General features: G+C 53.6%; 13 protein-coding genes. 5 read left to right on the forward strand and 8 right to left on the reverse strand.

What is annotated here, in order from left to right; genetic code table 11:
• Position 1: 1 nt before the first annotated feature.
• Both FWG96_04940 and FWG96_04945 read right to left on the reverse strand, forming a co-directional pair.
• Complete coding sequence (locus FWG96_04940; protein MCL2032593.1) at positions 2-1,906, reverse strand: type II/IV secretion system ATPase subunit; 1,905 nt, start codon at positions 1,904-1,906, stop codon at positions 2-4.
• Entirely contained in the window at positions 1,906-2,436 is a 531-nt protein-coding gene (locus tag FWG96_04945; GenBank protein ID MCL2032594.1) for a hypothetical protein, read from the reverse strand. The genes FWG96_04940 and FWG96_04945 overlap by 1 nt, the downstream gene beginning before the upstream one ends.
• A gap of 102 nt (positions 2,437-2,538) precedes the next feature.
• Between FWG96_04945 and FWG96_04950 the strand changes: the two genes are divergently transcribed.
• From FWG96_04950 to FWG96_04960, 3 genes are read left to right on the forward strand one after another with little or no spacing between them, the layout of a single operon-like run.
• Complete coding sequence (locus FWG96_04950; GenBank protein ID MCL2032595.1) at positions 2,539-4,443, forward strand: U32 family peptidase; 1,905 nt, start codon at positions 2,539-2,541, stop codon at positions 4,441-4,443.
• Positions 4,444-4,488: 45 nt separating this feature from the next.
• Positions 4,489-4,896 carry a hypothetical protein gene (locus FWG96_04955; GenBank protein MCL2032596.1) on the forward strand — a complete coding sequence of 136 codons (408 nt, stop codon included), beginning with the start codon at positions 4,489-4,491 and terminating at the stop codon, positions 4,894-4,896.
• The gene (locus FWG96_04960) at positions 4,887-5,327 is read left to right on the forward strand and encodes a hypothetical protein (GenBank protein MCL2032597.1); all 441 of its coding nucleotides are present in this window, start codon (positions 4,887-4,889) and stop codon (positions 5,325-5,327) included. Before FWG96_04955 ends, FWG96_04960 begins: the two co-directional genes overlap by 10 nt.
• Here the strand turns inward: FWG96_04960 and FWG96_04965 are convergent, their stop codons facing one another.
• Both FWG96_04965 and FWG96_04970 read right to left on the reverse strand, forming a co-directional pair.
• The gene (locus FWG96_04965) at positions 5,328-6,566 is read right to left on the reverse strand and encodes a 2,3-bisphosphoglycerate-independent phosphoglycerate mutase (protein MCL2032598.1); all 1,239 of its coding nucleotides are present in this window, start codon (positions 6,564-6,566) and stop codon (positions 5,328-5,330) included.
• Positions 6,567-6,568: 2 nt separating this feature from the next.
• Positions 6,569-7,147, reverse strand: a complete 579-nt coding sequence (locus tag FWG96_04970; protein ID MCL2032599.1) for a flavodoxin family protein — start codon at positions 7,145-7,147, stop codon at positions 6,569-6,571.
• A 474-nt stretch (positions 7,148-7,621) separates the two neighbouring features.
• Here FWG96_04970 and FWG96_04975 point away from each other — a divergent pair, with 474 nt between their 5' ends.
• Positions 7,622-8,401 (forward strand): alpha/beta hydrolase, encoded by a 780-nt coding sequence (locus FWG96_04975; protein MCL2032600.1) that lies wholly within the window; start codon positions 7,622-7,624, stop codon positions 8,399-8,401.
• Between the two features lie 122 nt (positions 8,402-8,523).
• On the opposite strand, the gene FWG96_04980 is transcribed toward FWG96_04975, so the two are convergent.
• Both FWG96_04980 and FWG96_04985 read right to left on the reverse strand, forming a co-directional pair.
• A complete protein-coding gene (locus tag FWG96_04980; GenBank protein ID MCL2032601.1) occupies positions 8,524-10,176 on the reverse strand; it encodes an AMP-binding protein in 1,653 nt (550 codons plus the stop codon).
• 9 nt (positions 10,177-10,185) lie between these two features.
• Complete coding sequence (locus FWG96_04985; GenBank protein MCL2032602.1) at positions 10,186-10,737, reverse strand: cupin domain-containing protein; 552 nt, start codon at positions 10,735-10,737, stop codon at positions 10,186-10,188.
• A 259-nt stretch (positions 10,738-10,996) separates the two neighbouring features.
• Between FWG96_04985 and FWG96_04990 the strand changes: the two genes are divergently transcribed.
• On the forward strand, positions 10,997-11,431 hold the full coding sequence (locus tag FWG96_04990) for a pyridoxamine 5'-phosphate oxidase family protein (GenBank protein ID MCL2032603.1): 435 nt from the start codon (positions 10,997-10,999) through the stop codon (positions 11,429-11,431).
• A gap of 81 nt (positions 11,432-11,512) precedes the next feature.
• On the opposite strand, the gene FWG96_04995 is transcribed toward FWG96_04990, so the two are convergent.
• A complete protein-coding gene (locus FWG96_04995; GenBank protein ID MCL2032604.1) occupies positions 11,513-12,922 on the reverse strand; it encodes a 2-oxoacid:acceptor oxidoreductase family protein in 1,410 nt (469 codons plus the stop codon).
• The gene (gene vorB, locus FWG96_05000; GenBank protein ID MCL2032605.1) at positions 12,919-13,968 is read right to left on the reverse strand and encodes a 3-methyl-2-oxobutanoate dehydrogenase subunit VorB; all 1,050 of its coding nucleotides are present in this window, start codon (positions 13,966-13,968) and stop codon (positions 12,919-12,921) included. Before vorB ends, FWG96_04995 begins: the two co-directional genes overlap by 4 nt.

A 13,968-nucleotide genomic window follows, 5' to 3' on the forward strand; every position in this document is an offset into this window, starting at 1 on the left:
CTCAGACACCTATCCCCGTGAGATCGCAAAACTTAGCTTTGAATGATGTGATCACATCCTCCGCCGTTTTCCCCTGCGACCTGGAAACATGGTCGTTCGCGATGCCCACCCACTCCGGGCCGTGGTATTCTTCGCTGTGGATCTTCCCCATCTCGGCCAGGAACGACCTTATGACCGCCCTCGCCCTGATCTCTTTGGTTATATCGGCTTTGCTCATCTGAGAGGATGAGAGGACGCGCCTCATGATAGGCGCCAAGAACAATGTCGCATTATCCGTTATATCCACGAACTCACCCATCATGTCCGTGGTCGCCACAACCTCATTCACTTTTCTTACCTGGTTCCCCGTCCTTCTGTCCTTGACCGTACCCAGCGTCACCAGGATGTCGGTCGCCATGAACGCTTCCGGGGAGATGTTCATGTCGTGAACCACTCTCTCATAGACCGACTTTGCCGAGTCTCCGTGGATCGTCCCCATGATCGAGCTTCCCGCACGGCCTGTCCTCATGCTCTGATACATCGTTCTGGCCTCCTCTCCCCTGACCTCTCCCAGAATTATGGCGGATTCCCCCATCCTCAGCGATACTCTGAGCGCCTCGTCCGCTCTTGAGAGGTTGTCCCCTCCCATTCTGTCGTCGATGAGCATCGACTGTACTTTGTATCCCATCTTTCTCATTATTGCGGTCGGCAGTTCCATTGTGTCCTCTATCGTCAGTATCCTCTGCGAAAGAGGGAATTCGAACATAAGGGAGGAAAGAAGCGAGCTCTTCCCCGCTCCCCTGGCGCCGCATATCAGGAAGGTCGCTCTGTTGTCGACCATGAATGACAGAAGACCCGCGGTCCTCGGGTCCATCGTGCCGTTGGCTATCAGCCTGGTAAGGGTCCACGGCCTCACCGAATGTTTCCTTATCGCGACCGCGTCCCCGTTGGGGCTCATCGGATACCCGACGACGGTCGCTCTCGCGTCGTGTGTCTTGATATCGGTCTCAAGGATGGGGTTGGATTCGCAGAACTGCAGCCCGCTGTCCCTTTTCAGGATATTTATCAGGTTCATCACTTCTTTCTTGTCGACAATAAGGTTCGTCCTGCATTTGGTGTGGGAATTGCTGCCGACGATGCCGTTCATCGTAACGTGTATCCTGTTCCTGTCGCAAGGCGCATCGATGTATATGTCCTCGAGCTTCGGATCCGCAAGCAGCACTTCGAAAACGCCCATTCCCACTGTGTATCTGTAAATGATGCCGCACATATCCCCGATTATCTTTTCCACGGTGTCGGTATCGCTTCCGCAGACAGCTTCGATGGTATCGGAATAGTCGATCAGCATGCCTCTCGCCACCCCCATGACGCTCTGTTTGTCCATCCTTCCGCCCTTTTCCCTGTAGCTCTCCCTTATGCCGGATATGATCTTCTCCACGACGGCGTTCATCGAATCGGGATAGGAGTACTCAATCGGCATGAGGTTATACTCGGTCTCCCCGTCGATCGCTGTTCCTATAGAGACCCTGCCGCCGGGCGATTCATACTCAAAAACGTTCTCCAGATCACTTTTCTTTCCGATGAGCCAGCAGTCCGCATAAGCAGGTTTGGATCTTACGTTATTCTCTGAAAGAAGGATCATGCCGTCCAATATGGACCTCTGACTGTGTGGATGCGGACGTATGGTCTTTTCAGGCCTCGGATCGCTTTGCGGTTTCTGAGGATTGAACTGTGCTGCGGGCACACTGTATTCCATCGGTTCACAGACCGGGTCGTCATCAGGCAGATGGATGTCCGCGTGTCTTCTTCGGAAAGCGTCACTCTCCGAGTCGCTGTAGTCGGTGATGATGAGGCGGTCATTGTAGCTGACCTGATGCACATTCTTTTTGTTGATCCTTCCGACAATGGCCGACAGTATTCTGGGCATCACACACCCCCCGTCCTTGCGGCTTCGAAGGATATCCTCTTCTTCAGGTTGTTCATCCCCAGTTCTGCCTGGTCCAAAGCCCTGTACGTCTTCTGTATGCAGTTGTTGCACTTGCCGTCGACGGGGCGGAAGGACACCAGCCTGCCCCTTGCGGAGTCGAATTTGGGGTCCGGGAATCCTGCCCATGCTATCTCCATTATCTTCCGGCACGAGTTGTCGCAATCGGAGCAGGACCTGCCGCCGAGGTTCGTGCAGAGCGTCGTAGACCTGTACAAAGCGGCCATTTCGCAGAGGACCTCCGCAGCCGGCCCGAATAATTCAAGGTCTCTGCTTGTCCGGAGCCTTATCCTTCCCGCATTGCCCTCTTGGGAAATGTGGTGCACTATGCATTTCAGACACACAGGCGATCTGCAGTCAGGTACTTTGCTGCATTTTCTGCAGTTTATCGAGAGGACGTCTTCCGACAGCTCCGCGCCGACGGCGTCATCCTTCTTCATGTTCATTGCCGAACGTATTGAATCGGTTAACATAGATTACTCATCCTCCGCATAGTGTATTAAAAACGGACACTACAGTTAGCATACGGCGCTCTATGTGAGAGCTTATTAAACAATGAGGAAATAGGTGGCGATATGGAGATACTTTCACCTGCGGGTTCGCCGGAAGGGCTGATCGCTTCGATCAAAGGAGGCTGCGACGCCGTCTACCTGGGAGGAAAAGCGTTCGGCGCAAGAGCATTCTCACAGAACTTCTCTGACGGTGAGATCGAAGGGGCGGTGAACTATGCGCATGAAAGGAATGTGAAAGTGTACGTGACGGTCAACACCCTGATAAAAGACCATGAGATGAATGAAGCAGTATCTTTCGTGAGATTCCTTGAAGACATAGGAGCGGACGCTGTGCTCATCCAGGACCTGGGGCTTCTGGAGAGGATCAGCGGACTGGGTATCGGGAAACACGCCTCCACGCAGATGGGTATCCATTCCGCCCCCGGACTGGAATGGTGTTATGAGAATGGGATCGATAGAGCGGTGCTCGCGAGGGAACTGACCTTCGACGAGCTGTCATCCGTCATAAAAGGATCGAAGATAGAGACGGAGGTCTTCGTCCAGGGTGCGCTGTGCTACTGCATATCAGGCGGATGTCTTTTCTCAAGTATAGCAGGCGGAAGGAGCGGTAACAGAGGACAGTGCGCCCAGCCATGCAGGAAATCATATCTCTTCAACGGGAAAGAAGGATTCTTCCTCAGCAGCGCCGACCTTTACGGAGTGGATTGGCTTCGCCGTCTGGAATCCATCGGCGTCTCGGCCGTTAAGATCGAAGGCAGGATGAGAAGTCACGCGTACGCTTACCTGGCCGCCAAAGTATATTCGATGGCGAACCGCGGACGCCCTCCGGAGGAATTTGCAAACGAGACAGATCTGCTGAAGACCGTTTTCAACAGAGGGTTCTGCGAAGGGTATCTTCCCGGAGTGTCAAGTCCCGTTCAACAGAAATACGCGGATAACAGGGGTTTCCTTTTGGGAACCGTCTCGATCACCGATAGAAAATTCAGCCTTTCCGATCTGAACGTAACAGTGAACATCAGGGACGGCATATCGATATTCAAAGGAAAGGAAAAGATAGGCGGCTTCAAGATCAGCTCGCTAGGAACGGCGACCGTCCCATTCAAAGTAGAGAACGGGAAGTATGAGATATACAGGACATATGATCCGCACATTGACGAGATAAAGAACCTCATCGGCGAGGTGCCTGACCTGAAGGGGCGCACAAAAAGGATGCCTTATCGGCAGGATCTTGAAAAGATCGACAGAAAGGCAAAGGATCCCGATATCTCATTCTATGTAAGCTCCCTAAAGGTGCTGGAAGCTGTGATCGAGCATGCTGACCGAATCTATTATGACCTGAATGACAGCACGGGAACGGCGGAGAAGGTATGTGAAAAGAAAGGCGCGGAGTTCGTGGTCAACCTTCCGAGATTCAGACCGCTGATGGACCTTGACGCGTCCGGGCATGACGTCGTGGTGAACACGCCGGATCAATTCCGTCATTATCACAGCAGTAAAGTATACGGAAGCTACCACATGAATATGTTCAACTCCAGCTTTCCGCCCAGAATGCATCAGACCACACTTTCGGTCGAGCTCTCCAAGTCAATGATACAGGACGCGGCCGGACATTATCCGGGAAGGATAGAAGTGATGGTCTTCGGAAGAACGGAACTTATGTGCACGCGCGATCCGGGTCTTGCCGCAGGAACGCTGGCGGACGAGCTCGGGCATGAGTTTCCCGTCTACCGTGACGGTTTCGGCCTTGCCCATATTTTGAACTCGTCCGATCTTCTGCTGCTTCCGTATCTGGAGGAATTGGGTTCGATGGGAGTGGATTCCTTCGGCATAGACCTGAGGAAAAGGCCCGCCTCGCTGGCAAAGGTCGTTGCGGACGCATATCGGAACAAGGACCTCGGCAAGAAGGGGAGGATCACCGAGATGTGCGGATCCATCAATTACGGGCATTACCTCCGCGGGGTAGACTAACTGTAGAAATCTTCCCTATATATGTTGAGCATCGTAGAACATAATATGCGATTTAACAAAAGAGGGGAACTCGGTTTCCCCGAGGCTATGATGGCGGTCATGATAGTGACCTTATCACTCACTGCGTACCTCGGACTTTTTGCATTGAACGCCGCCAACAACGAAAGCGGGGCTGCGGTACACGTAGACCACAGGATATTTGACAACCTCGTCCTGAACAACGGAGAGGTGGCGGGGGACATCGAAATGCAGCTTGTGTCGGAAGCTGAAAGGCACGGATACAGAGGAATTTCGGTCATATGCGAAGTGCCGGGCGGCCTGGGGTTCAAAGGCATGTCCGTGCGCATAGGTGATATGGATGGTATGATCAGCAGCGAGAGGTTCCTGTTCCAATTAAGGTCGGCTGACGGCAGGATCGTGCCGGCGGTGATAGAGGTGGCAGTATGCGTCTGAAGAACAAGAAGGGGATGACCGCGATGGTGGATGCGATGATCTTTGTCGTGGTCATGGGGTTGGCCGTCTCCGCCATATTCGCGTTCAGCGGCGGGGAGCCTGCGCCGGACGATGCGTCGGCAGTGTGTGACGGTATCTTCACAGCAAAGCTCAGGACAAACGATATTCTTGAAACGGAGGAGACCGGGCTTGTCAGCGTGACGGATATGGCCGCTTTCTACATCCTCACCGGAGAAGGGACGATCATCAGATACATAGAAAGCGTTCTGGGGTCCCTGCTGCGTAAGCCTGACTCCTATCGCTTGGATATCAGTTATCAGGGGAGCACCGTCAGCATCGGGAACGGTGCGGGCGATGCGGTGTCGTCATCCCACAAGGAATACGTAGTGACCTACGGCGGATCTATCACGGCGGATCTGCGGATATACTGATCATGCGCCGAACTTTTCGGCGCGGTCCGCTAGGTCCATGCACATCGGGACTATGTATTTCCCTCTGATGCGTCCGATGCGGCCGTGCGAACACCCAGATTCGCTGAACGTATCTGCGTCGTCCCTTATGTTGCCGGGCGTGTATACGGTTATCGGCACCGGGTCCCCGCTGTGGTCGCCCAGAGAGCAGGGCGTGCTGTGGTCGGCCGTGAATACAATGACAAGATCTTCCCGGAAATTGTCTTTGAAGTATCTGGCCATCTCGTCCAGGCGTTTCACCACACTGCATTTCAGAAGCGGGTCGCAGTCATGTCCGCACACATCGGGCGCCTTTACGTTCATTAGAACGAAATCATATTCTTTCAGTGTCTCCATCGCAATTTTCGCTTTGGACACAAAATTGGAACTGCATCCGCCCGTACAGTCGGGAGGGAGGTCTATGACGTCCAGTCCGCATACTCCGCATATCCCCTTTATCATACCTACGCCGGCGACGCATGCCGCTTTGACCCCGTATTTCTCCGGGAATGGCTTTATGTCGGGGAACGAGCCGGCGCCTCTCGGAACTATTATGTTCGCGGGAAGAAGCCCTTCCGCTGCCCTTCTAACATTCACAGGATGGTCCTTGAGCCTTTCATACGACTCTTTGACGAACTTGTTCAATACGTTAGCGGTGAACTCCGCTTCAGGGACCATGCCTTTGGATCGATTCAGCGGTCCGTTGTCATGAGAATCCACATCCGTCACTTCCGGACTCAGACCGCTGCCCCTGAGGATCAGGGCCGCTCTGTGTTCAGTGCTTTCTTTTAAGATCGCTTCGACACCGTCGATCTTGATGCCGGCGAGGGACTTGATAAGCTCCGTGGTGTCCGGCTTGTCTATCCTTCCCGCGCGGCGGTCTATGATGTTCATGTCCTTGTCGCAGGTGGAGAAGTTGCATCTGAACGCGACATCCCCGTGCCTGCCGATGAGTCCGATGCCGGCGGCCTCGAACGGTCCTCTTCCGGTGTAGACCTCAAGGGGATCATAGCCCAGTAAGGAAAGATGGGATGTGTCGCTCCCTGGTCTTATGCCGATGTCGACCGTGTCGCATGTGCCGGCTATCCCGTTCTTTGTGAACCAATCGAGGTTCGGCGTCTCCGTTGCCTGGAGGGGGGTAAGCCCGTCCAATTCCTTACAGCCTCTGTCCCCCAGGCCGTCCATCACCACGATCAGTATCTTTTTTTTAAGGGCGGGCAATCTTATTCCTCTTTGATCTTTTTCAAAAGCCACGCCATGTTCTCTCCGAGAACTTTAACGGTCCTTACTCCTTCCTCATCCTTTTCATAATCGCCTTCCATCCTGGCGAGGCTTATGTTCCAATAAGATGACCCCACGATCATCATTTCGCTTATGGAGAAGAAGTGGTTGATGGTGTCGAAAGCGTGTATCCCTCCGGCGCGCCTTGCCGCGACCACGGCCGCTCCGACTTTCCTTCTGTTGGGGTTGCCGTTAGATTTTATCACATACCCGGCGCGGTCGATCAGGGCTTTGGCCTCGGTGTTCACGTCCGCGAAGTATGTCGGGGACCCGATTATGATGCCGTCCGCCTCGATCATCTTTTGAACGCAGGAGTTGATGATGTCGTCATCCATTACGCAACGCATGTTCTTATTTTTCCCACAGGCTCCGCACGCTCTGCATCCGTGGATGTCATTCCCTCCGACCTGGACCATCTCAGTCTCTATGCCTTCGGAGTTCAGTACTTTGAACATGTCTTTGATCATGTGCGCTGTGTTGCCGTCTTTTCTGGGGCTGCAGTTAAAACCTACTACCTTCATCAGAATCACTCTGGGTTGTCATAATGTCATCCGGATAAATAAAATGAATCATGGACGGAATTCATGACCTCCGCGGTAGCAGCAGTAAAATGTGTTCATATTGACACGGACAATCGGGACATATTCATTAAGGCCGCCGATCGCAGAACATGTCTGCTATTCGCCGCGGCCGCGGATGGTTTTAATCACCGGGTGCTTCCGTTATATAAGCAACTGTCGAACGGAAACGACGATATCTATGTACGACAAATAGAGGAACGCACACCTGCATATTCTTTCCGATCTCCGCCGTTATCGATCGGTTGTGCGGCTCTTTGGACCGAGTGTCAAAAATACTCCTTTCCTCCGAAATAAGACGTCTACTGTCCGTCGTAGTTGGAACAGAATCTTGTTTAACGTATCCCTCCTGGAACATAGTCAGCCGTCGAACTTTGGGCACAGAAGCGCTTTAATACTATTTGCAATGTAACAAATATGCCTTACGCAGATGTCAACAACGTCCATTTGTACTATGACAGAGAAGGGAGCGGCCCGCCTCTGATACTCATTACGGGCTTCGGAGGGGACATAGGTTTCTGGAGAAGGGCTTCTGAAATGCTTTCCGAAAAATTCACTCTAATAAAGGTAGATAACAGAGGGTCCGGAAACACCATCTACAAAGACCGGTTCACGCTGGACGACATTGCCGAAGACGTCAGATGTTTGACCGAAGAATTGGGATTTGATAAAATAAGCATCCTCGGGTGGTCCATGGGGTCTCACATAGCGCAGAAAGCTGCGGTACTTATGCCAGAGAAGATAACCGCGCTGATCCTCGTCTCTTCCTATCGTTACAGACCGTCCCGTTTCAATTACATCGTGTCGGCGATGGTCGATGCGATAAAACAGGGGATGCCTGCGGAATACTTAGCTAAAATACTGAACGGTATTTGTTATACGGAAGAGTTCTTTAAAAAGAAAGAAACCGAAGAAAAGAGCATCAGAGCGTATAGCTTTAAGGATATTTTGGGCTTAGGATACCAGATCGGTGCGATGGGGCTTTCAGACGTGACCGGTCTGGCGGCGGAGATCAGTGTTCCGACGCTTATTATACACGGCAGCAAAGACATCACGGTTGAGTGCGAGGAGGGGCTTCGCCTCGCGGAAACCATACCCGGATGCAAAACGGCGATAATAGAAGGGGCAGGACACCACATACCTGCGGACGAATACGTACCGCACGCCGTGGATTTCATCGAGCAACATATGGCTTGAGAGTGTCATAAAGATAGTGAATGTTATCGAACATGCGAGCCTTGATCCTGTGTCGTGATCGGGTCGGAAAAAGAGTGCCGGGTACGCCCTGTTCCGGTTCCGCACGAGAGCGAACCGCCGTCTCACACGCTCGGCCACATCTGAGCCGACATTTCCCTGAGCTTATATTTCTGGATCTTACCGCTGGCGGTCATCGGATACTCTTTGACGAAGGCTACGTACGCGGGGACCTTATGTTTGGCGATCTTTCCGCGGCAGTGGTCTTGTATGTCTGCTGGGGTCAGGTCGTATCCTTTCTTCAGTATTATGAAAGCGCCTGGGACCTCTCCGTATTTCCTGTCCGGGACGCCGACGACCTGCACATCGTTGACCCCCTCGATGTGATGTATGAAATCCTCCACCTCTTTCGGATAGATATTTTCCCCGCCCCTTATGATCAGGTCCTTGATCCTCCCCGTGACGGAAAAATATCCGTCCGCGTCTTTCACCCCGATGTCTCCGGAATGCAGCCATCCGTCTTTGTCTATTGCTTCGGCCGTCTCCTCTGGCATGTTGTAATACCCTTTCATTACGTTGTATCCGCGGCAGCAGAATTCTCCGGGTATGCCGACCTCGCAGATCTCTCCCGTATCAGGGTCGATTATTTCCACCTCTACCCCGTTCATAGCCTTTCCGACGGTTGAGCATTTCTTTTCGATGCTTGGCTCGTCATACGTTGATTGGGTCATCCCGGGGGAAGATTCGGTCAGGCCGAAGACGATCGTCACTTCCCTCATGTTCATCCTGCTGACCGCTTCCTCCATCGTTTTGGTGGGGCAAGGGGAACCGGCCATTATTCCTGTCCGCAGGGAGCTGAAGTCGAACTTATCGAACATCTTGTGCTCCATTATGGATATGAACATCGTGGGGACGCCGTAAAGGGCGGTGCATCTTTCCTTTTCGACCGACGTCATCACTATCAAGGGATCATATTCTTCCAGTATGACCATCGCCGCCCCGTGGTTGACAGAGGCCATGACGCCCAGGCTGCATCCGAAACAATGGAAGAGTGGCACAGGCAGGCAGATGCGGTCGTCGGGTTTGAAATTTTGATTTATGCCGACCCAATATCCGTTGTTGCCTATGTTGTGGTGGGTGAGCATGACCCCTTTAGGGAAACCGGTCGTCCCGGATGTGTACTGCATGTTCACCACATCGTGAACGCTCAGCCCGTTCTGTCTTTCTCTGTATTCATCTTCGGTCACCTGACATGACATGGCCATTACCTCAGGCATAGAGAACATCCCGCGGTGCTTTTCTGACCCGAGGAACATCACTCTCCTCAGATGAGGGTACCTCTCCGATCTGAGCATCCCTCTCGGCTGAGATTTCAGCTCGGGTATCAGTTCATAGAGGGTCTTCACATAGTCGGTATCCCTGCAGCCGTCGATAATGAAAATGTTCTCTGTTTCCGACTGGCGGATTATGTAATCTATCTCGGCCGATTTGTAATTGGTGTTGATGGTCAAAAGTATAGCGCCTATTTTGGCGGTGGCAAACTGTAAAGCAACCCAATGGGGTACGTTCGTCGCCCATACGGCGACTTTCTCTCCTCTCTGGACCCCCATCGCCATCAGCCCTTTCGCGATGTCGTCCACGGTCTCTTTGAATTCCCTCCACGTCTGCCTGTAACCCCTGTCCACATACACCACGGCGTCGTTATCCGGATATTTGGCAGTGATCTCGTCAAGCAACTGACCCAACGTCGCTTCTCTCGTTATCTCATCCCTCGGCATGTTACGGCCTCAGAAAGGAACGTATATCATGGCGAATATCTCCGCCGGACGGTCGGCCGCACTGACCTTGTGCGGTATCAGCGAGTTATAATACACCGAATCACCCGGCTCCAGCATGTGCTTCTCTTTGCCGTATGTCAATTCGATCTTTCCGGAAAGGACCATGATGAATTCTTCCCCTTCGTGAGACGACAATGCCTCTCCGCACTCGGGGTCGATCTTTATGAACAAAGGCTCCATGTTCCTGTCCGTTTTGCCTTTGCCCAGCGGGAAATAGTGGTAATGGGATTTACCTTGGGAGGAACTGTCTTCCGTTCTCTCGGAGACCTTGGTTATAAGGGGGTCTTTCACGGCAATGTCGTCCGTAAAGGTCCCAAGACGCTTGCCCAATGCTCTGGAAAGTTTTATCAGCATGCCCACGGCCGGATATGTGCTCCCATCTTCGACGTCCCTGATGAAATCGACTTCCAATCCTGTTCTTTCAGCAAGTTCTTCTTGTGTTATGCCCAACCTCTCTCTGTATACTCGGATCCTTGAACCCAGCTTATTAGTATCGTCCATCCGGCCTTCCTCCCTCGGCTTCGGTGGATATATCTCATCCGATTAATAAGAAATTCGGCAGGTGCGGGGGGAGAGGCAGAACGGGGGTCATACCCGGAACTCATTCCCGTCTGCTTTTTTCCTTAACTGAATAGTGCGGTACCTGTCCTTTCTGCGGCGGTCTCGATACGGCGGCTATAGAGACAAACTTATTTTATGGGCAGGACCTATATTGTCACCTTTATCAGATACGGATTAAGAGAGACGGAAGGTTAGGAAAATGAGTCAGAAAATCATTGCAAAAGCAGGAGAGATCATCAACGCGAAAACAGGATACATAGGCGGCGGCATGGGAGGATATGCCGCCCTCGCCCTTATTGATGAAGAAGGCTATCCCACAGCCTCCACATTGACCATCGCAAAAGCGGACGGTATCAAATGGCTTACGTTCTGCACTTCGCTCGGCAGGAATTCAGCTAAAAGAGTTAACAAATGCAACCGAGCAAGCGTGTGCATCAACTCCAGCGAATACAACATAACCCTTGTGGGCACAGTAGAAATACAGACCGACCCAGATACCAAAAAAGATATGTGGTTTCCGGAAATGAAAGGTCACTGGAGCGGCCCCGATGATCCGGACTATTGCGTTTTACGTTTCAACACGGAGCGCTATAGCCTTTTTGTCGGTTACGAAGAAGCAAAAGGTACTCTGTGATCGGCAATTCGACTGCCGATCACGCACCTGTTTAACATGGGATTCGGAGAACATCGGCCAGCCCGGCGCCCCGCCGGCGTCTCATGGCCGCCGGTTTTCCGATATCCACTTCTTTGCGGCTTCGAACACTCTCGCGTTGGGTTCGATCAGCGACGGTCTGGCTGACATGCTCTCGGCGAGGGCATCCAATACATTCTTCTCCCCGAAGGGAAGGAGACCCAGTCCCGCCATCGCGCCGAGGAACGCAGTGTTGCTCGCTTTGGAGACACCGTTCTCGTTCGCTATCGAAGATGCCGGGAACGGCACTGCCCTGACCCCGGAAGGGAACTCTATGTCCGCTTTTATCGAAGATTCGTAAATGATCGTTCCTCCTTCCGCGACGGAAGAAGCGAACCTCTCAAGAGCAGGCTGGTTCATAGCCACCAGCACATCTGGGTCGTCTATAGTCGGCGACCCTATCTCCTTGCCGCCGATCCTGACCGAGCATGAGGCGGACCCCCCTCTCTGCTCAGGGCCGTAGCTGGGCATCCATGAGACGTACCTTCCGTCGGATGCCGCCGCCTCGGCGACTACCAGACCCAAGCTGAGTATCCCCTGCCCTCCGAATCCGGAGAATTTGAACTTCCTCTCTCTAAAGGAGGGGTCGTTCTTCATGGCCACCGCCTCTTTGCCGCCCCCGATCAGTTCTCTTTCGGTCCTCGCAAGGACGTTCTTAGGCGCGGGTGCCGGCCTCTCGGAAAGGTCCCTGAAGTTGCCTAACGGATATGTCTTTTCCATCGCCTCCGTGAACGTCTCCGCAGCTTTGACGGGATCTTCCCTCATGTTGTTCGGGCATGGGGAGAGTATCTCCACGAAAGCGAAGCCTTTCTTTTCTTTCTGGATCAGGAGTGCTTTCCTTATCGCCTTCTTCGCCTGCATTATCCTCTTCGTGTCGGCGACCGAGACCCTTTCTATGAATACGGGCGCCTCCAGTGTTTCGAAGACCTCGCATACCTTCAGCGGGTGACCGGCTTTCACTGTGTCCCTCCCATAAGGTGTAGTTGTGGTTACCTGCCCCTCAAGCGTCGTGGGGGCCATCTGCCCCCCTGTCATGGCAAAAATCGAATTGTTAACGAAGAAGAGCGCGAAGTTGTCCCCTCTGTTCGCCGCCTGGAAGGCGTTGTTGAAGCCTATCGCCCCCAGGTCCCCGTCCCCCTGATAAGCGATAATGGGCTTGTCGGGGAGGACCCTAGATACGCCGGTCGCCACCGCAGACGCCCTGCCGTGGGGCGCGGATATATGTCCGCAGTCGAAATAATAGTAACAGAATGTGGCGCATCCGACCGGCCCCACGAAGACTGCGTCGTCCTGCATGCCCAGATCAGCCATCGCCTCGCCTATGAGCTTCAGTATTATGCCGTGCCCGCAACCCGCACAGTAGTGCGTCGCCCGGACGGCGTCCCCGCCCTTGCGGGTGAATTCCTCATAGAGCCCCGTGGACCTTTTTATCATGGCCTTCCCTCCGCCGCTTCTTCGGCCGCTTTCACCAGGTCCGCGACCTTCGGCAGGTTCCCGCCCATCCTGTTGAACAGCGTGACCCGCTCTTTGTTCTTCAGATGCAGAACGACGTCGTCCCTGTACTGCCCGTTGCTCATCTCCACGACGATCATCCTCTTCCCGGAGGCACAGGCATTCAGCGCTTCCTCAGGGAACGGCATCAGCGTTATCGGGCGGAAGAGGCCCGCCTTGATCCCCTTTTCTCTGAGGATGTCGACCGCTGACCTCGCTATCCTGGCGCTCGTGCCGTATCCGGTGAGGATTATCTCCGCATCTTCCGTAAGATAGGACTCGGCTCTTGCTTCCTTTCGCATTTCTTCATATTTTTTGTTCAAAAGGAAATTGTGTCTCTCCTGCCTTTCCGCATCCAGGTATATCGAGCATATGAGGTTGTTCTTTGTTTCCGAGTTGCCTTTGACTGCCCATCCGTCCGTGCCCGGCGGTTCGGGGACCTTGTCAGGCACGGTTATGGATTCCATCATCTGGCCGAGGACCGCGTCCGCCAGCACCACGGCGGGGTTCCTGTATTCGAAGGCGAGGTCGAAGGCCAGGATTGTGAGGTCGCACATCTCCTGGACGGAGGCTGGCGCCAAGACTATATTCTTGTAGTTGCCGTGCCCGCCGCCTTTGACCGCCTGATTGTAGTCTCCCTGCTCGGGGTAGATGTTGCCGAGCCCCGGCCCCGCCCGCATGATGTCGACGACGACGGCCGGCAGCTGGGATCCAGCCAGATATGATAATCCCTCCTGCATCAGGCTCATGCCCGGGCCTGATGAGGCGGACATGACCTTCTTACCGGCGCTCGCCGCGCCGTACATCATGTTCGCCGATCCTGTCTCGCATTCGGCCTGGAGGAACTCCTTCCCAAGACAGGGGAGGTATTCCGACGCGGCGTGGGCTATCTCGCTCGCGGGAGTGATCGGATATCCGAAATATGCATCCACTCCGGCGTAGACGGCGCCTATCATCACCGCCTCATTCCCTCTTACGAATTTGCGCAT

The sequence above is a fragment of the Candidatus Methanoplasma cognatum genome (genome assembly GCA_009777615.1).
Taxonomy (GTDB): Archaea; Thermoplasmatota; Thermoplasmata; order Methanomassiliicoccales; family Methanomethylophilaceae; genus Methanoplasma; species Methanoplasma cognatum.